Raw genomic sequence first — 20,533 nt, forward strand, 5'->3', positions numbered from 1 at the left:
GTACGGGAGCGGCGTGAGGGGAGGGTGTTGAATCAGTGTTCTGCCGCGCCGGGAGGTGTACCGACGTGTCCTCGAACGGTTTTCAACACCGCGGTGACCTCGCCGAATATCCGATTACTACAGCGTGCGTAGATCGTGTTGTCGGTCAATACTCTTGGTAAATAGTCGGAACGGGGGGACACTTTAAGCAGTCAGTGTTCGTAGCGAGAACGGGGGGGCTGATGAGGATCCAGCCGCGACAGCAGCTTTTGGAAGTGTGGCGGTCGTTGCTTTCCGCTTGCTACGACAAAGGGGCGTGGCATTGGGGTGGGCGCGACGGGGCGAACTCGATCAGCGATACCGAGCAGTTGCTTTGTTTGTTGTATCCGGCCACCGAGATCCAGGCATTCGCACTGGATCAACCCGACGATATGTCCGACGACATTCGTTCGGTGCTTATTCCGCTGGGGGAGGAAACGCGGATCGGCGGGGCGCTGGTGGGGGTGCTCGAGGACTATTTCACCCGCTACACCGCGCCCGACGGGGAACCGATCTTCGCGGCGGGCAGCTATCTGCGCACGACCGACGAGCGCGAACCGAGCGCGGAGCAGTACGGCCTGGAAGTGGTCGACGCATACTCGATGTCGCTCACCCTGTGTATCGCGTCGCTGCGCTTCCTGCGGGTCTTCCAGCGGTTCGTGGACAAGGAGGTGCGGCGCGAGGCCAGGGAACTCTCGGCCCGCATCCGGGTACTGATGCCGCAGGTCAGCACTCGGCTGACCGCCGCGATGACGGGTTTGGTGCGCAGCTTCGTCGTGCACACCCCGAGCCCGAAATCCGCTCAGGGACAAGCGATCCTGGGCATGCTCAACCAGATCGGCGCACCCGAGGACGTGGTGATCGCCGGTATCGCCCGCCGTCTCGACCGGGTCCGCGTGCAGATGGCCAACGACGTCAAAATGGGGCAGACCCCGGACATCGATCTCGAGGACGATCTGCTGCTGTTCGAGTGCGGCTGGAGCTGGGGAATTGATCAGAAGGCGTCGCCGATCGACTTCGTGTCAGGCCGGATCGGCAGCCAGCCCGGCTATGCGTTTTCCCGTCCCGACCTGTACTTCACCATCGTCGCGCTGGACGGCATCGACGATCTGACCTGGCGTCGCACCCGGGAAATGGACCTGCTCAACGACGAACAACGCCTGCTCGCGGACGCGCTGGAGCTGCGCTGGGATCTGACCCAGCGCTACTGGTCCACCGCCGCGCGCTACGGCCCCGGCCGCTGGCCGCTCGAGGACATCCCGTGGCGCACTTCGGATGGCGAGGAATCCGACTACTACACCATGGCCGTCGCGACAATGGTGCTGAAGGACTTCGCCAATCGGCAGGCGACCGAGGAATTACCCGAGCTGGTGGCCGTTTTCGACCAGCTCGCCAGGCGCGGGCGCATCATCAGCAGGTTGACCGCCGGCGATCCGGCTGTGGCACTGCACTATCCCGGCGTGCAGATGGCGCTGCCGGGTAGCGAGGGCATCGGCGGCGGCCCGCCACTGGTGTGGGTGGTGCCGGATTTCGCGACGCTGTTGCTGAAACGGTCGCTGCAGGCGTGGAAGCTGTCCGGCGACGTGGCCATGCGCGACCGGTTGATGTCGCTGGCCGAACTCACCATGGATCACCTCGGCAGGCGCCAGATCCGCACCGGCCCGGCGACCGGTCTCTGGGATGACGCGGAGCGGGTGGCGGACAGCCAGCGGCCCGGTCTGGCGAGAACGGCGGCGGAGCCCGAGTTCGAGCCCGAAACGGAAGACGTTGCGGTGCAACCCTCGTGGTACCTGACCGAGCGTATCGTCGAATGCTTGGTCTCCGCCGACCGCTACTTCCGTGAGCCACCGCTGGCCATGCGGTCGATGATCACGCGCGCCGTCGAGATGCGCAGTGAGGCCGAACATCTGCTCAATCAGGAAATGCTGGAGGTCGGCGATCCGGACGTCTCGCAGGTCATGCTGTCGCGGATCGAACATCAGCTCGACGAGGCGCGGCGGCTGTCGAACGAGCAGCCGGCGACCGCGTTCACCCTGGCCGGGCAGGCGCTGCTGCAGTTGTACGAGTTGGCCTACGCGCGACGTGATGCGACGAGGGCCTGACCCATGCTGGTGTTCTCGACTTCGGACAAGGGTGGCACCGGTCGCTCGGTGACCAGCTGCAACCTCGCGTATCGCCTGTGTACGAGCGGTCGCAATGTCGCTTACGTAGACTTCGATTTCGGGTCACCGACCGCGGGCGCGCTGTTCGAAATCAGTGCGGTGGAACGCGGTACGCCCCTTCAGGACGGCGTGCATTCGTATCTGCTGGGCGAAACGGGCGTGGCAGCCAGGATCGATGTGCGCACAGCGTCGGACCGGCCCGCGTTGCGCCGCTTGGGTCCACGGGCGGGCAAGCTGATGCTGTTGCCGGGTGACGAGGGCGGTGCCGAATTCCTGACGGCCGGCGACGCGGTCGTCGCGCGGTGCGCGGAACTGCTGCTCGCGCTGGAGCAGGAGTTCAAGGTGGTGCTGGTCGATCTGAGCGCGGGCCGCTCGGTCGCGCTGGAGTTGGTGTTGAAGGCCACCGCGTTGCCGCAGCTGCGTTCGTTCACCGCCCGCTGGTTGATCTTTCACCGGTGGACCCGCCAGCACATTCTGGCGGCGAGCGGGCTGGTGCACGGCCCGCACGGTTTGACGCAGACGGGCAAGGAGTGCGGGCACGACCCGGTGGAGCTGCTGGAGTCGGTTCGCTACGTGCGCACCGCGGTACCCGCGCCGACCCTGCCCGGCTCGGTGGACCGCAGACCCGCCCAGACGGCCTGGTTGATGGAGCAGAATGCCGCGCTCAAGCGGCTGGCATCGGCGAACCAGCTCGGCGCCAGCGCGCTGCTCGGCGAGACGCCGATGGAGCCGGTATTGCAGTGGCGGGAACAGGTGATCATGGATATGGACGTGGACGCGAAGATCGCCAACCCTGCCACCACGGCGGCGTATGCCGACCTGGCCAGGCGCCTGCTGGACGCCGCGACCTGGGAGAGGTTCTGATCCGCCGTGAGGGACTCCGTGGGGTACAGCGAAGAAACCGAACGGGCGCGGATCGATCGGGTGCCGCTGTCGCATCTGTCGATCGAGGTCGGGCACTTCTATATGAACGAGATCGCCAACGACATGGATCAGGTGGTCCGCGAGTTCCGCCGGATCGTGCCGCTGGTCGAGGCCTTCATCGCCTCGGCCAGGGTGCAATTCGGCCCGCGGGCACGGGTGAGCACCTGCTATCTGATCGATGACTACTTCCAGCCCGACACCGATCCGCGCGAGATCCTCGGCAAGCTGCTCACCGCCGCGGACGAAACCGGTTTGCGCATCGACTATTTGGCGCGCGAGTCGGGCTGCTGGCAGGCGGATCCGTTCGTCGACGGGGTGCCGTTGGACGAGCCGATCCGGCTGGCCGAGATGGTCGCCGCGAGAATCGTTGCCGAGCCGGAGATTTCGTCGTCGACCGGCCGTCGGCCGCCGACCGCCGAATCCGGCTGGCTGTGCAACGGGCGGCGGTCGTCGCTGGACGAACCGGCGCAGGCCATGCGGGTGCAGCCGTACCGGCCGCCGGAGGAGTTCGGCAGGCGCGAGCACTCGATCTTCCTGGACGTGCAGTTGTGGAGCAAGCGACCGGAGGTGGTCAACGGGCGCAACGAGATTCACACCAAATGGTCGTGCGCGTTCCTTGCCTCGGTCTGGCATCTGCTGCGGCTCGGCATGCTGCGCTACGACGGCGCGGCGGTGGTGGCGCCGCAGCCGTGGCGGGCGGGCGACGGCTGGCCGAGTCGGTGGCGCGAGATCCCCGCTGTGGTGCAGCTGAATTCGGACGCCACCCCGTTCGCGGCCTACAAGGCGCTGTCGATGTTGCCGAAACGCTATCTGGCCATCGAACATTCGGTACGGCTCATCCTCGACCACATCGACCTGGACGGTGATGTGGTCGATCAGATCATCCGGTGCGGCGTCTACGACGAAGTGCCGGTGACGGTGTCGCGCAAGGTCACCGAACGCCTATCCCACCTATTGCTCGACGGATCCTGAGTGATGGGGCCGTCGACCACTCCGTTGATCGCCCTCGGCGAGGTGCGCACCTGCCTGGTCCCCGCGTCCGCCACCCTGCACCGTGCCGAAGCAGGCGAGCTGCTCGCCCTGGTCCCCGGCCGGCGGGTGCTGTGGCGGCAACGGCCCTGCACGCTGGCCGTTTCGCCGACCACACCGGTCGGGGTGGACTGCAAGCTGTTGCTGCCGGACGCCGAGCCGGTGCGGGTGGTCGGCACGGTCGCGGGTCGCGCGGTCGTGACGGGCGGGCGGGTGCTGCAGAGTTCGGTGCGCACCCAGGTGATCCGGGCGGCGGAGCGGCGGCGCCAGACCTGGTCGCACTACCTGAGCCGGGTCGGCGTGACCGAGGTGCTCGACCGGCTCGGCGACCGGGAGACGGCCTGCGACGCGCTGGCCGACGGCTACCTGGACGGCCGCCCCTCGACGGACACCCTCGATCTCGCCTCGATCAGCGAACGCCTGCTCGCCCGATTACGCGCCGACCCGAGGTTGGATCAGCAGGCGCCGCTGCAAGTAGCGACCACGCGGCTGCGCTGGACGGCGAAGGTGGGCGGCTCGGCGGGGCCGAAGGTGCGCCTGCGGCTGGACGACGACTCGGTGCGCTCGGCCTGGATCATCCTCCGGAGCGAGACGGATCTCGATGCGGCACAGCGGTTCTGCGAGGATCTGGCGGCGCACGACTGGTTGCTGACAATCGGTGACACCGCGATCGAGGAGGCCGATCGATTTCCCGCGTCCAGCCGGGAACAGATGGAGATCCTGGCCGCGGTGCTGGAGCATCTCGCGCACCTGTGGATGCCTGGCGCGCACACCCCGCCCGCCCTGCGCAGCCTGTGGAAGGATCTGCAATCCGATCCAGGATTCTCCCGCCAGTGGACCGCGCTGATCGGGCAGGTGCGGGATCGGCTGCGAGTGGCGCAGTGGAACAACCTTTCCCGTCGTATTCAGGTGAGCACCACCGAGTGGTGATCGTGCACAGGCACATTCACAAGAATACTTCCGGCAGAACTTCAACCGCGCGTCGAATTACGTTGCAGCGCAGTCTTATAGACGGAACCAGCGGCGAACCAATAGCGCGAAGAACACTGACAGCGACACCGTGCCCACCCAGGACTCGGTGGCCAGCAACGCCCGCCCGCCATCGGCCAATGTGCCGGTATCCTCGAGCCCCATGGGATTCAGATAACTGGTCATGCTCAGATACAGCGTGTCGCCGAACGACTCCGGACTCAGCAGGTCCAGCGCGACACTGAACACGGCCAGCTGGACCGCGATCCAGCCGAGCAGCCGGAAGGGCTTGTATCCGTAGCCGCACAGCAGGTCCGACAGCAGCGAACCGACGCGTGGCAAGCCGCGTGGCTTCGCCTGGCGCCGCGCCCGCGCCTGTAGCAGTCCGCATCGGTCCACCGCGTCCATGTCCTCGTTCAGGCGGTGCAGGGTGGCCGCCCGGCCGAAGGAAAGGACGGCGTGCGCGGGCAGGCCGAGCGGGCGCAGTTGGGCGCCGAGTCGCTCGTATACCTGCGCGAGCAGGGTGTTCTGGGTATGGCTGAGCCGCAGTGGCCCGCGGAACTCGACCTCGGCGGCGAGCAGCGCGGCGATCACGTCCACCACTGCGCGTCCGTCCTCGTCGGTCGCCGCGGTGACGTCCCGGGCATCGGCGTAGAGGTGTGCGAACACCAGGCTGTCGCCGCGCCGCCACGGGCTCGGCGGGTGGTATCTGCCGAGTACCGCTTCGACGTCGGCATTGAGCCCGTCGAGCAGCGCGTACTCGCCGGGAGCGCTGTCGCGGTAGGTCTCGTCGGCGTATTTGGCTGCCCGGCGCAGGATGCGCGTCGTGGTCGATTCGACGAATTCCGAACGCGGTTCCTGCTCGGTCATTCAGCTCCCCCGGGGGCTCGGGCACCCGCCTGGACGCGCCTGATCCAGATTACCGAGTTCGAGGGAGTTTCTGGAGCCCTTGATCAGGCGTTGGACAGCCTGTACTCCAACACGTCCCGTGGCTCGCCTGCACCGAAATAGCGCTCTTCATGGTGTCCGGTCCATTGAAAGCCGATGCGGCGGTAGAGGTTATATGCCGACTGGTTGGTCGGGCGCACGGTGATGAGCACGCTGCGCATCTTCTGCTTGCGGCACAGCTTGATCGCTTCGGTCAGCAGGGCCGACCCGTAGCCGCGTCCGCAGCTTTCCTGGGTAACCGCGAGGCTGAGCAGCCACGCGCGCCGATCCGGCAGCATGGCCACCAGTACGTGGCCGAGGACGGCACCGTCGACCTCGACGATCAGCCAGTTGGCGCCGTGCAGGTCGAAGAGTTGGCGCAGCGCGAAGTACGGGTAGGACTGATCGCCGAAGCGTTCGGTCTCGATCGCGGCGACGCCGTCCAGATCGGACAGCGCGGCAATCCGATACACGGGCGTCGGTGACGTCGTCGCGATTTTCGTCGTCGCGATGTCCAATGTGCTCCCTTGCGCGGTAACACGGGTCATAAACCACAGCGTAAGCGTTTGCTCGGCCGGTCGAGGTGAACCCGGCTCGCGCGATCCGCATCGAGGTAGTTTATGCCCCCCCGCGCCGCGCCGCCGCGCCATCCTGCGACACTGCTACCTCCCATCGTACGTGCACTCCAGTTGCCGCACATTTGCGAATAATTTGCCTCACCTGCGGGTCAGCTTCCGGAGGCCTTGGCGCCGACTCGAATGTGCTGTGCCGTCACCGCTGCGGCGTCCTCGCTTGCCAGTAAGGCCACCACATCGGTGATCTCGGTTGCCGCGGCGAGTCGATCGAGCACGCTCGACCCCGGTGCGTAACTCGGCTCGTGCTCGCTCTTGTCCTGGTCGTCGCTCTCAGCTCGGGCGTCCGCATGCGCGGCCGAAGTGACCGCGTTGACGGTGATGCGCCGCGCCGCGAAGTCGGTGGCGAGCAGGCGGGTGAACTCCGCGATGGCTCCGGTGGCGGCGTTGTCGACGGCGTTGCCCGGCGCGGTGGCCGCGGCGACGGTGATGATGCGGCCGTCGTCGGCGAGGTGCGTTGCGGCGAGCCGCATACCGTTGAGGAGGGCTTCGGCCGGAGCCGCGAAACCGAGCTCGAACTCTTCCGCCGAGAGCTCCCGCAGCGGTGTGGTGAGGGCCGTGGACCCGGTGTGCACCAGGAGGTCCCAGTGTCCGCAGTCCTCGAGCAGGACCTGGATGAGCTCGTCGTACTCGGCGCGATCGCCGAGGTCGGCCGCGAGGGCGAGCGCCGAACCGTCGGCTGCGGTGATCTCCTTCACCACGTCGGCGGCCGACTCCGGGGAGTGCGGATGCTGGATCACCACCTGCGCCCCTTGCCTGGCGAGGGTGCCGGCGATGGCCCTGCCGATCCCGGCGTCCGCACCGGTGATCAGGGCCGTCTTGCCGGCGAGCGGGCCGGTCGCGTTCATGACTTCGCCTTTCCGTTGTGCGGAAACCACCACCGCAGAGACACATTCGCCGCTGGGTGACCCGGCAGAGCCAGTATGCATTCCGGGACCGGCTGAATCGACCCCGGTTCGCTACCCCGTGCGACTCTCGACCGCTCGCCAGGCGGGGCGGCTGCCGTTGGTGATCCAGCGCAGCAGCCACTCCGCTGGTCCGTACCGATACCGGCGCAACCACGCTGCGCTGACCGCCAATTGGGCCGCGAACACCAGTAGCGCCACCGCGAGCGTGGCCAACGGGGACAGGCGGCCCGCCGCGCCGAGCCCGACGCCGGTGAACAGGAGCAGCCCGATCAGCGACTGGCCGAGGTAGTTGGTCAGCGCGATCCGTCCGGCGGGCGCGAGCGCGGTGCGCAGCCAGGCGGTGCGCGGGCTGTGCATCATGCGCAGCAGGGTCGCGACGTAGGCGGCGGCGAGTAGCGGCGCGGTGGCGACGCTGACCGCGACGGGCAGCGCGGTGCCGGTGCCGCCGCCGAGCGTGTAGAGCACGCTGCCTGCCAGGCCCACCGGGAAGCCGATCCACTGGATGCGCCGCAGGATCGGTTCGTCGCCGCACACCTGAGCCAGCAGTTTCCGGCGCCCGGCGATCAGGCCGAGCAGGAACATGGCGAGTGCGGTCGGTCCTTGCAGGGTGACCGCCTGCAGGACGAGCAGTGGCAGTCCGGCCAGGTGCCCGCCGATGATCTCGCCCCAGCCGCCGAGCAGTGCGTCGGTGGCCTGCCTGCCGTTGGCTTGCGCCTCGGCGGCCGAGGGCAGCATCGCCGAGGTGTCCAGGAGCAGGCCGCTCAGCAGCAGGCTCGCCAAGACGAAGACATACATCGCGGCGACCACCCGCAGCGCGGTGCGGTCGGTGGCCCCGCGCATCCAGAACAGGACGAGGCAGGCGAGCGCGTAGGTGGTGAGAACGTCACCGCCGTAGAGGAACACGATGTGCAGCGCGCCGAGCACGAACAGGCCTGCGATCCGGCGCAGCATGCGTGGTTCGAAGGCGGCGCCCGCCCGGGCAGCGGCGCTCATCTGCAGGGTGAAGCTGTAGCCGAACAGGAATGAGAACAGCAGATAGAACTTCATGTCGACGAAGATCGACGAGAGCGCGCGGACCAGGTCGTCGAGCGGCGCGGTGTAGGCGGGGTCGATCGCGAGGTTGCCGGGGTATCCGGAGGACATGAAGGTGATGTTGACGATGAAGATCCCCAGCAGCGCGAACCCGCGCAGGGCGTCTACGTCGTAGATGCGGGCGCGGGGTGCGACCAGCTGATCGGTCATGGTTTTCGGCTTCCGTCGATCGGGCGGTAAGTAAGTATGTGACAGATACTATATGATGAATACTAATTCGGATACTGCTCGACCACGCGCGGCTTCACCTCAGCTGAATGGCTTGCGTCTCAACAGGTCCGCGCCGAATGGCACCGCCCGGAAACCACTTTGCCCCCGGCCTTGGCAGGCCGGGGGCAAAGTGTTCGTCTCAACCACGAGTCGGGGTGACAGGATTTGAACCTGCGACCTCTTCGTCCCGAACGAAGCGCGCTACCAAGCTGCGCCACACCCCGTGAATCGAACCTGGACTACCTTACAACAAGGTCGGTGTAGACGTTAAACCCCCAGCTCAGAGGGGGTTATTGCGGAGCGATTCGGTGCCGGGTCGGTCAGTCGTGCGGGCGGATGCTGGTGAAGATGCGCTTGGCGGTCTCGGCGTCCAGCGCGCTGGGGACGCCGGTGTCGGCGGCGATCACCATGACGAAGCTGCCGTTCTCGGTGGGGAAGGCGGCGGTGTAGACGGAGTACGCGGTGGCGCAGCCGGGCTTGGCCTCGGTGACGGTGCCCTTGGTCTCCACGAACATGCCGTGCTGCGTCCCGTCCAGCGAATCGATCGGCACGGGCGGGGCCGGGTGGGCGTCGGCGGAGGCGGTGTAGGCGAGTTTGGCCGTTCGGGTGCCGAGTTCGGTTGCGGCGGCGCCGGAATCGGGGTCCTTCGAGCCGGTGAGGAACGACGCGGTGCGGGTCGAGCCCGGGCAGTAGCCCTTGCCGTCGCTGGCGTAGCCCTTGCCCGCCACCGCGTTCGGCGGCTCACCGAACCCGCCGATGGCGGTCTCCGGTGCGATCGTCCAGCCTGCGGGCACGTCGTAGGCCGCGCCGCGGTCGGGGGCGACGACCACCTGGTAGCCGGGGATCAGGGGAGGCTCGTTGCGGCCGTTGGCCGGCGTGGTCGGGGTGCTGGACTTCGAGGGGGTCGGGGAAGCCTCGGCGCTGGTGGTCAGCGCGCTGACCATGGACGGTGAATTGCGTTGCGAATCGGAGTTGTCCGAACCGCGCTTCGCGAGCGTCACCGCGGTCACCGCGCCCGCCGCGACCAGCAGCACCACCAGTCCGACCAGCAGTACCGCTTTCCCGCGCCCGCTGGGCGGCGGACCGCCCGCACCGTAGCCGGGTGGCTGTTGCCCCGGCGGTCCGCCGAACCCGCCCTGCGGCGCGTACGCCCCCGCTACCGGCTGTCCGTACTGCGGCGCGGCATAGGTGGGTGCCGAGGGCGCAGGCTGCCATTGGAGGGCCGGGTCGGGCTGGCCTAGTCGAGTGGCGTTGGGGTAGCCGAGCATGGTCGGTGCCGCCTCGCTCGGCGCCTGCTGACTCGGCTCGGGCGTGCCGAGGCTGGGCTGCCACAGGCCGACGGGTTCACCGAAGTCGCGGGACTGCGGCTGTCCCAACAGGGTTGGGTCGGCTTGCCCCGGTGCGGCGGTCGGCGGTTGCCACTGCGCTGGCTGGGCTTGTCCACCGGAAAGCGGCTGTGCCAACAAGGTTGGGTCGGCCTGCCCCGGCGTGGCGGTCGACGGCTGCCACTGCGCGGGTTGCGCTTGCCCGCCGGAAACCGGCTGTGCCAACAGGGTTGGGTCGGCTTGTCCCGGCGTGGCGGTCGACGGCTGCCACTGCGCTTGCCCGCCGGATACGGGCTGTGCCAATTGAGTTGGGTCGGCGCGACCGGATCTCGCTGCGGGGGCTTGCCATTGCGGCGTCGGCGGTGCCTGGCCGCTCCCGCCGGGCTGCCATTGCGCGTTGGGCGCTGAACTGCCGCTGGGCTGCCATTGGGCGTTGGCGTCGGGGGTCGAGCCGGTCGGCTGCCACTGGGCGTCGGCCGCGGGCGAGCCGCCGGCCTGCCACTGCTGTGCCGGTTGAGATTGCCCGCTGGGGCCTGGCTGCCATTGATAGTCGGGCGTTGGCGTCTGACCCGGCTGCCACTGCACGGTGGGATCAGGAGTGGACGACCCGCTCGAACCCGCCGCACCCTGCTGCCACTGCGCGCCCGGGTCGGCAGGCGGCCACTGCACCTGCTCGTGGAAGCCCGAATCCCGCTTCCACGGCCGCGCGGGCGCCTGCCGCTCGGCCTCGTCCTGCGCGCCTGCCTGGTCGAATTGGTCAGCGCCGGATGGCTGTTGCTGATTTGGGTGGGCCGCACCGGGTCGGCCCAGAACCGTCGGGTCGTCGCGCCGGTCGTCGAATCCACTCACAGTTGTCCCCTGCCTGACACACGTCTCGGCACGCGACCTTAGCGGGCGACGGCCTCCGATGTGGACACGCCCTGGCCGGTGTCGGCCGACGGCCGCTTCGGCGGCGCGGCGACCAGCGTCAACAGGGTGGCCTCGGGACGGCAGCAGAAACGGTACGGCGCCCACGGCGAGGTGCCGACGCCCGCGGAGACGTGCAGCTGGGTGTGCTCGCCCCACTTGGACGCGCCCTTGACCCGGGACCGGTCGATGCCGCAGTTGGTGACGAGCGCGCCGTAACCGGGCAGGCACAGCTGACCGCCGTGCGTGTGCCCGGCCATGACCAGGTCGTAGCCGTCCTCGGCGAAGCGGTCGAGCACGCGCGGCTCGGGGGAGTGGGTCAGGCCGATGCGCAAGTCGGCCAACGGGTTCGGGGCGCCCGCGATCGTGTCGTAGCGGTCGCGGTGCAGGTGCGGGTCGTCGACGCCCGCGGTGGCGATCCGGATGCCTGCGACCTCGAGGTCGCGGCGGATGTGCGTCAGATCCAGCCAGCCGCGCTCGGTGAAGGCCGCGCGCAGGTCTTTCCACGGCAGCGGGGCGCCGTAGACGCGCCGGTGGTCCTTCTTGAAGTACTTCATCGGGTTCTTCGGCACCGGCGCGAAGTAGTCGTTGCTCCCGAAAACGAAAAGCCCCGGGCGGGAAAGCAATCCGCCGAGGGCCTGGACTACCGCGGGTACCGACTTCTGATGCGAGAGGTTGTCGCCGGTGTTGATGACCAGGTCCGGTTCCAGCCGATCCAGTTCCCGCAGCCACTGCTGCTTGCGCTGCTGACCGGGGGTCATGTGCAGATCGCTGATGTGCAGCACCCGCAGCGACGACGACCCCGGCGCGAGGACCGGCATCGTGGCCTCCCGCAGAACGAAGGCGTTGCGTTCGACCAGCGAGGCATAGCCGATTCCGGCCACGGCCGCCCCGGCGGCTCCCAACGCGGTCGTGCGGACAGCAGAGGTCGAGATTACGGGCATTTGCCCAGCATAGGTGACCCCGTTGGGGAACGCCGAGTGTGTTTACGCACAAGTGCTTGCGCAGGCCCCGGAAAACAGCGTCGGGATTCGCCGCAGCAGCGCAAATGTGGTGGGCGGGTTGCGAAGGACCAGCTACCGTGAGCCTCATGTCGGAACTCAAAGCGCAACTGCGGACGGACATGACCGCCGCGATGAAAGCCAAGGACACGCTGCGCCTCGCCACGCTGCGGATGCTGCTCGCCGCCATCCAGACGGCCGAGACCGCAGGCACCGAGGCGCGCGAACTCTCCGATGCCGACGTGATCGCCGTGCTGCAGAAAGAGGCGAAGAAGCGCAGCGAGTCGGCCGAGATCTACACCCAGAACGGTCGCGGTGAGCTGGCCGCCAACGAGCACGCCGAGGCGCGGATCATCGACGAGTACCTGCCCACTCAGCTGAGCGAGGCGGAGGTCGCCGATGTCGCCGACACGGCGATCGCGCAGGTCGCCGAGGAGCTCGGCGAGCGGCCGGGCATGCGGCAGATGGGCCAGGTCATGAAGGTCGCCACCGCATTGGCGGAGGGCAAGGCCGACGGTTCCCGGCTGTCGGCGGCCGTGAAAGCCCGGCTGTAAGCACCTTTCGAGTCCCACGCAAAGGGGCCGCGAACCTTTGGTTCGCGGCCCCTTTTGTCAGCGCGGGATGGGGATGGGGATCGGGATGGGCGGCAACAGTGGTGGCGGAGGCAGCCCGGGGATCCCCGGTGGTCCTGGTGGCGGGCCCGGCGGCGGTGCCGCGCGCTGGGTGCCGTCACTGATGTAGAGGGTGATCACCGAACCGGGGATCGCCGAACCGTTCGGCGCGGTCCCCATCACCGTGCCCTTGGCCTGCGCGCCGGGACCGGTCACCGGCGTCACCTGGAAGCCCGCGCCGACCAGCGCCGCGGTCGCCTGACCCTGGGTCATCCCGACCACGTCGGGCACCTGCGCGTTGTTCGAGCCGCGGACGTACTTGTCGTCCAGCGGCGGCAGTGCGGGCGCCGGGAACCGGTCGAGGATCGGCTTGACGGAGTTGAACCAGGTCCGGGCGGGTTCGTTACCGCCGAACAGGTTTCCGTCGCCGCAGTTGCGCAGCGGGAACGAGCAGATCTCGCCGGGCGTCGGGCTGTCGCCGTAGACGTAGGTGGCCGAGGCCAGCGCGTTGGTGAAGCCGACGAAGGCCGACGAGCGGTGGCTCTCGGTGGTTCCGGTCTTGCCCGACATCGGCGCGTTCCAGCCGACGGACTTGGCGGCGCCCGCCGCGGTGCCGCTGATGTCGTCCTTGCTCATCGCGTTGGCCAGGGTGTTGGCCAGGCCGGGCTCGACGACCTGCTCGCAGGCCTGCTGAGTGAGCGGCACCTGCTTGCCCTGGCGGTCGACGACCTCCTTGATCGGGTTCGGCGGGCACCACTTGCCGCCGGAGGCGATCGTCGCGGCGACGTTCGACAGTTCCAGCGGGTTGATCGCGACCGGGCCGAGGGTGAACGAACCGAGGTTCTGTTCCTTGATCATGTCGGCGAGGCTCTGGTTGCCGTGGCCCGAGCTGCCCGGCTCGGTGTAGGAGCGCATGCCCAGCCGGACCGCCATGTCGACGGTCGGCGTGACGCCGACGGCCTGAATGAGCTTGACGAACGCGGTGTTCGGCGAGGTCGCCAGCGCCTCGGTCACCGACATCGGTGACTTGTACTTGCCCGCGTTCTCGACGCAGTAGGTGGCGGGCGGGCAGCCGCGGGCGCCACCGTTACCCATGCCCCTGGCCTCGAACCGGTTCGGCACGTCGAGCTGGGCGTTGATGCCCAGGCCCTTCTCCATGGCCGCGGCGGTGGTGAACAGCTTGAAGATCGAGCCCGCGCCGTCGCCGACCATCGAGTACGGCTGTGGCTGCACGGTCTCGTTGGCGTCGCGGTTCAGGCCGTAGGTGCGGCTGCTCGCCATCGCGATCAGCGGGTGCGAGTCCTGGCCGGGCGCTACGACCGACATCACCTGCGCGATGTTGTCGAGGTTCGGGTTGGCCGCGTCGGTCACCGACCGCTTCACCGAATCCTGCACGACCGGGTCGAGCGTCGTCTTGATCAGGTAGCCACCCTTGTCGATCTGCTCCCTGCTGATGCCCGCGTTGGCCAGGTACTGGATGGCGTAGTCGCAGAAGAAGCCGCGGTCGTGGGCGGCGATGCAGCCACGCGGCAGGCCCTTCGGCTCCGGCAGCACGCCGAGCGGCATGGTCTTGGCTTCGCGGAATTCGTCGGCGCGGCTGGGGATGTTCTGGATCATCGTGTCCAGCACCGTGTTGCGGCGAGCCAGCACGCCCTCGGAATTGGTGTACGGGTTCAGCTTGGACGAGCTCTGCACCATGCCCGCGAGCATCGCCGACTGCGGCACGTTCAGCTCGGAGGCGTCGACGCCGAAGTAGGTCTGCGCCGCGTCCTGGATGCCGTAGGAGGAGTTACCGAACGGGACCAGGTTCAGGTACCTGGTGAGGATCTCGTCCTTGGTCAGCTCGCGGTCCAGGGTGAGCGCCATCCGGATCTCGCGGATCTTGCGCGCAGGTGTGGTCTCGATGGCGGCCCGGCGCTCGGCGTCGGTCTTGGCCACGACGAGCAGCTGGAAGTTCTTCACGTACTGCTGGTCGAGGGTGGACGCGCCCTGCTGGACCTCACCGCTAGAGGTGTTGGTCAGGAACGCGCGCAACGTGCCCTGCCAGTCGACACCCTCGTGCTCGGCGAAGCGCCGGTCCTCGATGGAGACGATCGCCAGCTTCATGTTGTTGGAGATCTTGTCGCTGGGGACTTCGAAGCGGCGTTGCTCGTACAGCCAGGCGATCGGTGTTCCACTCGCGTCGACCATGGTCGAGACGGCGGGGACCGTGCCCTCGACCAGTTCCGAGGACACGTTGTCGACGGCGTCGGCGGCTCGGTTCGAGACGAACCCGAAGCCACCGGCGAGCGGGAACAGCAACCCGGCGACGAGCACGGCGGCCAGCGCGCAGCTGCCGGCCAGCCTCGCTAGCGTTTGTGTGATCGGCACGATCCCCAGCCTACGGGGTGGGGTCCGAGGGTTCTTCCGTGCGTTTACCGGAAGCCGATTCGTGTGGGCGATTGGGCGTGTCGCGGCCGCGAGTCTGGCGTGTCGCGGGACGGCGCGCCGCGAATGTGCCGGACCCGCCGCCGCTCCCGGCATTTTGCAGGGACGGACGTACCAAAAATTCCGAGGGCGGTCTTGCGCTAGGCCCATACCTTTACCTAGATTGAGAACCCAGTGTGATAGAGCTAACACTCAAAGTGGAATGTGGTGCAGTTCGCAGCGGGGTTTGGGTTGCTGCGACGCTGACACGCGATTCTGGAGCGCCGTTGACCCGGTGTTCGGACTGCAAAGGGGCACACCAAATGCACATGACAACCCCCATCGCTCGATTGGACGTGGAGCAGGCCGAAGCAAGGATCGCCTGGGTAGCCCAGGCCCGATGCAAGGAAGTGGATCCCGATCAGTTGTTCGTCCGCGGCGCTGCGCAGCGCAAAGCCGCGACGATCTGCAGGCACTGCCCGGTGCTGATGCAGTGTGGTGCCGACGCCCTCGACAATCGAGTGGAGTTCGGTGTGTGGGGCGGTATGACCGAGCGGCAGCGTCGCGCGCTCCTCAAGCAGCATCCCGAGGTCACCTCGTGGGCCGATTTCTTCCAGGCCCAACGCCAACATCAGGTGGCCATGTAGCCCCGACCGACATTCGGAACTGAGCCTGCGAAAGCGGGCTCAGTTCCGTTTGGGGGCAAATACTTCCGTTTGGACCAATAGCCGATGCGTCTATGTATCAAGCAGATGCTCGGTGGCCGGTGAGCTGATCACCGACCGCACGCAGTGCCGCCAGATCCGACACTTCGAACGGCAGGGCGGTCACCGCGACGATCGGTACCCGGGGGTGCGCGCCGGTAAACCGGTGCAGCAGATGCTGTTCGCGCTTGTCGGTGGCGACCCGGCGCGCGTGGATCCGCAACACCGACGCGGTGAGCGGATCGGCGTCGCCGAGCTGCTCGGCCGCCGTCAGCGCGTGGTCCGCGGACAGCGAGCTGAGCGCCGGATGCGTGCGGTTGAGCACCAGCCCGGCCAGCGGCATCCGCTCGGTGGAGAGCCGGTCGACGAAGAACGACGCCTCGCGCAGCGCGTCCGGCTCGGCGGCGGCGACCACCAGGAAGTGCGTGCCCGGCTTGGACAGCATCGCGTAGGTGCGGTCCGCCCGATCCTGGAAGCCGCCGAACAGCGAGTCCAGCGACTGCAGGAAGTTCGACGCGTCCTTGAGCATCTGGCCGCCGACGATGGTGGACACCCCGCGCACCGCCAGGCTCATCGCGCCGGTGACCAGCCGGGTGACGCCGCGGCCCGGCGCCATGATCACCCGGATCATCCTGCCGTTCAAGAAGTTTCCGAGCCGCTTCGGCGCGTCGAGGAAGTCCAGTGCGTTGCGCGACGGGGGAGTGTCGACCACGATCAGGTCCCACTCCTTGCGCCCGGCCAGCTGGCCGAGCTTCTCCATCGCCATGTACTCCTGCGTGCCGCCGAACGAGGAGGCGACGGTTTGGTAGAAGGGGTTGGCGAAGATCTGCTCGGCCTTGTCCGGGCTGGTGTGCTCGAGCACCATGTCGTCGAAGGTGCGCCGCATGTTCAGCATCATCGCGTGCAGCTCGCCCTTGGCCGCCGGGCCGAGCGGCACCCGCTGCGGGGTGTTGCCGAGGTCGGCGACGCCGAGTGACTGGGCCAGTCGACGGGCCGGATCGATGGTGAGAACCACCACTTTGCGACCCTGCTCGGCCGCGCGCAGTGCGATCGCGGCCGCGGTGGTCGTCTTACCGACGCCGCCGGAGCCACAGCAGACGATCACCCGCGCCGTGCGGTCGTCGATGATGTCCGAAACATCCAGTGGCGCGGCCACAGTCGGCGTCGTCATGGCTATCGCACCCCTTGTTTGCTCAGGTGTTCGGCTAGTTCGTACAGCCCACCCAAGTCCATGCCGTCCGGCAGGGCGGGTAGGTACATGCGGGACACATCGACTTGGGCGAGGTCGGCTGCGCTGTCGTCCTGCGCCTGCAAAGTGGCTGCGTGCTCGACGGTTTCGGTGATCAAGCCCTGGAAGTCGTTGTCGGCCAGGGTGATCCCCGCCGAGGCGAGTCCGGCTCGGACGGCGTCGGTGTCGACATGCCCCTGTGCGGCCTTGGCGCGGAACTCGGTGGGCAGCTGGCCCTCGGCGGCGCGATTCACGATCACCGTGCCGATGCGCAGATCCGCCGCCTTCAATTCCGCGACCGCGTCGGCCGTCTCCTGCACCGGCAGCGCCTCCAGCAGGGTGACCAAGTGGATCATCGTCTGATCGGAGTGCAGCAGCTTGGAAACCCCCTCGGCCTGTGAGGCGATCGGCCCGCCCTTGGCCACCTCGAGCATGGCCTGAGTGACGTCGAGGAAGCTGGCGATCCGGCCGGTCGGCGGGGCGTCCACCACGATCTCGTCGTAGACCCGCTTGCCCGCCTTGTCCACCCGGACCGCGGTCTCCTTGATCTTGCCGGTCAGGATGACGTCCCGCAGACCGGGCGCGATGGTGGTGACGAATTCGATGGCGCCCATCCGGCGCATCGCCCGGCCCGCGAAGCCCAGGTTGTAGAACATGTCCAGGTACTCGAGGAACGCATGCTCGATGTCGAGCGCGAGCGCCACCACCTCGCCACCACCGTCGGCGGTGGCGATCCTGGTCTCGGTCGGCGGCAGCGGCGGCAGATCGAACAGCTGCGCAATCGACTGTCTGCTCTCCACCTCCACCAACAACACCCGGCGTCCACCCGCGGCCAACGCCAAGGCGAGCGCCGCGGCCACCGTGGACTTGCCCGTGCCGCCCTTCCCGGAGACATAGTGCAGACGCGCCTTCTCGGCACGCTTCGGCCACCCTGTTTCCAGTCCCGGCTCCGCCGAAACAGGCACTGCTGTTGGTACTCCCACGCTCGCGAGCCTATAACTCGTTCTGAGATCGCGCCCGAGGGATCCGCCTAGTGCCTGGTCCAGGGCGTGTACCTGTACCAGACAGCGGATGATTGCGCGGTAAGCAACGCCGTGCCGCAGGCGCGGCAAATTAGACACAGCTACGCTCACTCGCATGAGTGAAGCGAGCTTGTGGGAGTACGCGACCGTGCCGTTGTTGACGCACGCGACCAAGCAGATTCTCGATCAGTGGGGCGCCGACGGCTGGGAGCTGGTGACCGTGCTGCCCGGGCCGACCGGCGAGCAGCACGTCGCCTATCTCAAGCGCCCGAAGTAAAGGAGAAGGGGATGACCGCAGTGACCGAATGGGAGACCAACCTCACCCGCCTCGGCCTGACCCTGCCTCCGGTGGCCGCGCCCGTGGCCGCCTACATTCCGGCGATCCGGACCGGTTCGCTGGTCTACACCTCCGGCCAGCTGCCGTTCGTGGACGGCGAGCTGTCGGCGGTCGGCAAGGTCGGCGCCGAGGTGACCACCGAGCAGGCGAAGGAAGCCGCCCGACTGTGCGCGCTCAACGCGCTGGCGGCGGTGCACAGCCTGGTCGGCCTGGACGCGGTGGTGCGCATCGTGAAGGTGGTCGGATTCGTCGCCTCTGCACCGGGTTACAACGACCAGCCGGTCGTGATCAACGGCGCGTCGGAGTTCCTGGCCGAGGTCTTCGGTGACGCGGGCGTGCACGCGCGTTCTGCGGTCGGCGTGTCCGAGCTGCCGAAGAACACCCCGGTCGAGGTAGAACTCATCGCCGAGGTGCGGTAACAACTGAAAAGTCCCGGACTGGGATTCGATCGACTGGGGTACATCGATGACGCTGACTCATCCCGCGTACGGACAACTACGGCAGGTCACCCCGACGGCAGCGGTGCTGCTGGCGGACAACCCCGGCCAGATGACGCTGGACGGCACCAACACCTGGATCCTGCGGGCGCCGGGGCGGTCGGACTGTGTGGTGGTCGATCCCGGTCCGAAGGACAAGGCGCACAGCGCCGAGATCGCCGAGGTCACCGGGGGCGATATCGCACTCACGCTGATCACGCACCGGCACCACGATCACACCGGCGGCATCGATCACCTGGTGAAACTGACCGGAACCCCCGTGCGCGCCAAGGACACCGGCTTCTTGCGCGGTTCGGACGCACCGCTGGTCGACGGTGAGGTGATCGAGGCCGCGGGCCTGCGCCTCACCGTGGTGGCGACACCGGGCCACACCGGGGATTCGACGAGTTTCCTGCTCGACGACGCGGTGCTGACCGGTGACACGATTCTGGGCAGCGGTACCACCGTGCTCGATTCGAGCGACGGCACCCTCGCCGACTACCTGGCGTCGCTCGACCGGCTGGTCGAGGTCGGTGCGGGGAAGGCACTGCTGCCCGCGCACGGACCGGACCATCCCGATCTGGCGCCGGTCGCCCGGTACTACATCACGCACCGGCAGGAACGCCTCGATCAGGTACGCGAGGCGTTGCGGGTGCTCGGCCCGAAGGCGAGCGCGATGGACGTGGTCCGTCGCGTCTACGCCGACGTCGACAAGCGACTCTGGCTGGCCGCCCGCAGTTCGGTGCAGGCGCAGCTGGAGTACCTACGCACCGAAGGCTGAGCGGCACCTACCAGCCGAAGGCTGAGCGCACGACAACACGCTGGGCTCCAGGAGCTCTGAACCCAGCGTGTTGTCCGGTCGTCTCGCGCTCGCGTCAGCGCGCGCGGCGCGCCAGTCGCTCCGAGTCGGAGATGAGCACGCTCTTGCCCTCCAGCCGCAACCAACCGCGGTGCGCGAAGTCGGCGAGCGCCTTGTTCACGGTTTCGCGGGAGGCGCCGACCAGCTGGGCGATCTCCTCCTGGGTCAGGTCGTGGGTGACCCGCAGCGCGCCGGCCTCCTGGGTGCCGAACCGCTGCGCGAGTTGCAGCAGCGCCTTGGCGACCCGGCCGGGCACGTCGGTGAAGATCAGGTCGGCCAGGTTGTTGTTGGTGCGACGCAGGCGACGCGCGAGCACGCGGAGCAACTGCTCGGCGATCTCGGGCCGCTGGTCGATCCAGGACTTCAGCGCGTCGCGATCCATGGTGACGGCGCGGACCTCGGTCACCGTGGTGGCGGTGGAGGTACGCGGGCCCGGATCGAAGATCGACAGCTCGCCGAACATGTCCGACGGGCCCATGATGGTCAGCAGGTTCTCCCGGCCATCCGGCGATCTGCGGCCGATCTTCACCTTGCCCGAGGTAATGATGTAGAGCCGGTCTCCCGGCTCACCCTCGTTGAAGATGACGTGGCCGCGCGGAAAATCCACCGGCTGCAATTGCTTGGCGAGGGCGGCCACCGCAGTGGGCTCGACGCCCTGGAAGATGCCTGCTCTGGCGAGGGCCTCGTCCACTTATGTGCTCCTTATGGGAAATGGCTCCGTACTGGACCGAAAGCGACTCGGCCAACAGCGCAGTCTACGCGGCATGATGACAGCGTAGTGACAGAC

At 67.9% G+C, this 20,533-nt stretch carries 19 protein-coding genes and 1 tRNA gene; 9 read left to right on the forward strand and 11 right to left on the reverse strand.

Features of this window, described 5'->3' with window-relative positions:
* Positions 1 to 221: 221 nt before the first annotated feature.
* From IBX18_RS38510 to IBX18_RS38525, 4 genes are read left to right on the forward strand one after another with little or no spacing between them, the layout of a single operon-like run.
* Positions 222 to 2,120, forward strand: coding sequence for an SCO2524 family protein (locus tag IBX18_RS38510; protein WP_194838345.1), 1,899 nt, complete (start codon positions 222 to 224; stop codon positions 2,118 to 2,120).
* Positions 2,121 to 2,123: 3 nt separating this feature from the next.
* Positions 2,124 to 3,044, forward strand: a complete 921-nt coding sequence (locus IBX18_RS38515; RefSeq protein WP_194838346.1) for an SCO2523 family variant P-loop protein — start codon at positions 2,124 to 2,126, stop codon at positions 3,042 to 3,044.
* A 6-nt stretch (positions 3,045 to 3,050) separates the two neighbouring features.
* Positions 3,051 to 4,076 carry an SCO2522 family protein gene (locus IBX18_RS38520; RefSeq protein ID WP_194838347.1) on the forward strand — a complete coding sequence of 342 codons (1,026 nt, stop codon included), beginning with the start codon at positions 3,051 to 3,053 and terminating at the stop codon, positions 4,074 to 4,076.
* Positions 4,077 to 4,079: 3 nt separating this feature from the next.
* Entirely contained in the window at positions 4,080 to 5,063 is a 984-nt protein-coding gene (locus IBX18_RS38525) for an SCO2521 family protein (protein WP_194838426.1), read from the forward strand.
* A 75-nt stretch (positions 5,064 to 5,138) separates the two neighbouring features.
* On the opposite strand, the gene IBX18_RS38530 is transcribed toward IBX18_RS38525, so the two are convergent.
* From IBX18_RS38530 to IBX18_RS38560, 7 genes are all read right to left on the reverse strand, one after another.
* Positions 5,139 to 5,972, reverse strand: coding sequence for a hypothetical protein (locus IBX18_RS38530; RefSeq protein WP_194838348.1), 834 nt, complete (start codon positions 5,970 to 5,972; stop codon positions 5,139 to 5,141).
* 83 nt (positions 5,973 to 6,055) lie between these two features.
* Positions 6,056 to 6,577 carry a GNAT family N-acetyltransferase gene (locus IBX18_RS38535; RefSeq protein WP_194838349.1) on the reverse strand — a complete coding sequence of 174 codons (522 nt, stop codon included), beginning with the start codon at positions 6,575 to 6,577 and terminating at the stop codon, positions 6,056 to 6,058.
* Between the two features lie 179 nt (positions 6,578 to 6,756).
* A complete protein-coding gene (locus IBX18_RS38540; RefSeq protein WP_194838350.1) occupies positions 6,757 to 7,509 on the reverse strand; it encodes an SDR family oxidoreductase in 753 nt (250 codons plus the stop codon).
* Positions 7,510 to 7,620: 111 nt separating this feature from the next.
* Positions 7,621 to 8,811: a DUF418 domain-containing protein gene (locus IBX18_RS38545; protein ID WP_194838351.1), complete on the reverse strand. Its 1,191-nt coding sequence runs from the start codon at positions 8,809 to 8,811 to the stop codon at positions 7,621 to 7,623.
* Between the two features lie 210 nt (positions 8,812 to 9,021).
* A tRNA-Pro gene (locus IBX18_RS38550) sits at positions 9,022 to 9,095 on the reverse strand.
* A gap of 96 nt (positions 9,096 to 9,191) precedes the next feature.
* Positions 9,192 to 11,045: a hypothetical protein gene (locus tag IBX18_RS42940; protein WP_194838352.1), complete on the reverse strand. Its 1,854-nt coding sequence runs from the start codon at positions 11,043 to 11,045 to the stop codon at positions 9,192 to 9,194.
* A 38-nt stretch (positions 11,046 to 11,083) separates the two neighbouring features.
* Positions 11,084 to 12,046 (reverse strand): metallophosphoesterase, encoded by a 963-nt coding sequence (locus tag IBX18_RS38560; RefSeq protein WP_135234433.1) that lies wholly within the window; start codon positions 12,044 to 12,046, stop codon positions 11,084 to 11,086.
* Between the two features lie 146 nt (positions 12,047 to 12,192).
* On the opposite strand from IBX18_RS38560, the gene IBX18_RS38565 reads away from it, so the two are divergent.
* Positions 12,193 to 12,657, forward strand: coding sequence for a GatB/YqeY domain-containing protein (locus IBX18_RS38565; RefSeq protein WP_107653764.1), 465 nt, complete (start codon positions 12,193 to 12,195; stop codon positions 12,655 to 12,657).
* 57 nt (positions 12,658 to 12,714) lie between these two features.
* Here IBX18_RS38565 and IBX18_RS38570 read toward each other — a convergent pair whose 3' ends face one another.
* Positions 12,715 to 15,084 carry a transglycosylase domain-containing protein gene (locus IBX18_RS38570; protein ID WP_194838353.1) on the reverse strand — a complete coding sequence of 790 codons (2,370 nt, stop codon included), beginning with the start codon at positions 15,082 to 15,084 and terminating at the stop codon, positions 12,715 to 12,717.
* 359 nt (positions 15,085 to 15,443) lie between these two features.
* Between IBX18_RS38570 and IBX18_RS38575 the strand changes: the two genes are divergently transcribed.
* Positions 15,444 to 15,767 (forward strand): WhiB family transcriptional regulator, encoded by a 324-nt coding sequence (locus tag IBX18_RS38575; protein ID WP_014981178.1) that lies wholly within the window; start codon positions 15,444 to 15,446, stop codon positions 15,765 to 15,767.
* Positions 15,768 to 15,864: 97 nt separating this feature from the next.
* On the opposite strand, the gene IBX18_RS38580 is transcribed toward IBX18_RS38575, so the two are convergent.
* Together IBX18_RS38580 and IBX18_RS38585 are read right to left on the reverse strand one after the other, a co-directional pair.
* Positions 15,865 to 16,995: an ArsA family ATPase gene (locus IBX18_RS38580; protein ID WP_194838354.1), complete on the reverse strand. Its 1,131-nt coding sequence runs from the start codon at positions 16,993 to 16,995 to the stop codon at positions 15,865 to 15,867.
* Between the two features lie 2 nt (positions 16,996 to 16,997).
* Complete coding sequence (locus IBX18_RS38585; protein ID WP_194838427.1) at positions 16,998 to 18,017, reverse strand: ArsA-related P-loop ATPase; 1,020 nt, start codon at positions 18,015 to 18,017, stop codon at positions 16,998 to 17,000.
* 172 nt (positions 18,018 to 18,189) lie between these two features.
* Here IBX18_RS38585 and IBX18_RS38590 point away from each other — a divergent pair, with 172 nt between their 5' ends.
* Genes IBX18_RS38590 through IBX18_RS38600 form a run of 3 tightly spaced genes read left to right on the forward strand, consistent with a single transcriptional unit; the run spans position 18,190 to position 19,668 of the window.
* Positions 18,190 to 18,351, forward strand: a complete 162-nt coding sequence (locus IBX18_RS38590; RefSeq protein ID WP_014981181.1) for a DUF4177 domain-containing protein — start codon at positions 18,190 to 18,192, stop codon at positions 18,349 to 18,351.
* A gap of 11 nt (positions 18,352 to 18,362) precedes the next feature.
* Positions 18,363 to 18,830: a RidA family protein gene (locus IBX18_RS38595; RefSeq protein WP_107653768.1), complete on the forward strand. Its 468-nt coding sequence runs from the start codon at positions 18,363 to 18,365 to the stop codon at positions 18,828 to 18,830.
* A gap of 46 nt (positions 18,831 to 18,876) precedes the next feature.
* On the forward strand, positions 18,877 to 19,668 hold the full coding sequence (locus tag IBX18_RS38600; RefSeq protein WP_194838355.1) for an MBL fold metallo-hydrolase: 792 nt from the start codon (positions 18,877 to 18,879) through the stop codon (positions 19,666 to 19,668).
* A gap of 94 nt (positions 19,669 to 19,762) precedes the next feature.
* Here the strand turns inward: IBX18_RS38600 and IBX18_RS38605 are convergent, their stop codons facing one another.
* Positions 19,763 to 20,437, reverse strand: coding sequence for a Crp/Fnr family transcriptional regulator (locus IBX18_RS38605; protein WP_011206875.1), 675 nt, complete (start codon positions 20,435 to 20,437; stop codon positions 19,763 to 19,765).
* Between the last annotated feature and the right edge of the window lie 96 nt (positions 20,438 to 20,533).

It is taken from the genome of Nocardia sp. XZ_19_369, assembly GCF_015355715.1.
Taxonomy (GTDB): domain Bacteria; phylum Actinomycetota; class Actinomycetes; order Mycobacteriales; family Mycobacteriaceae; genus Nocardia.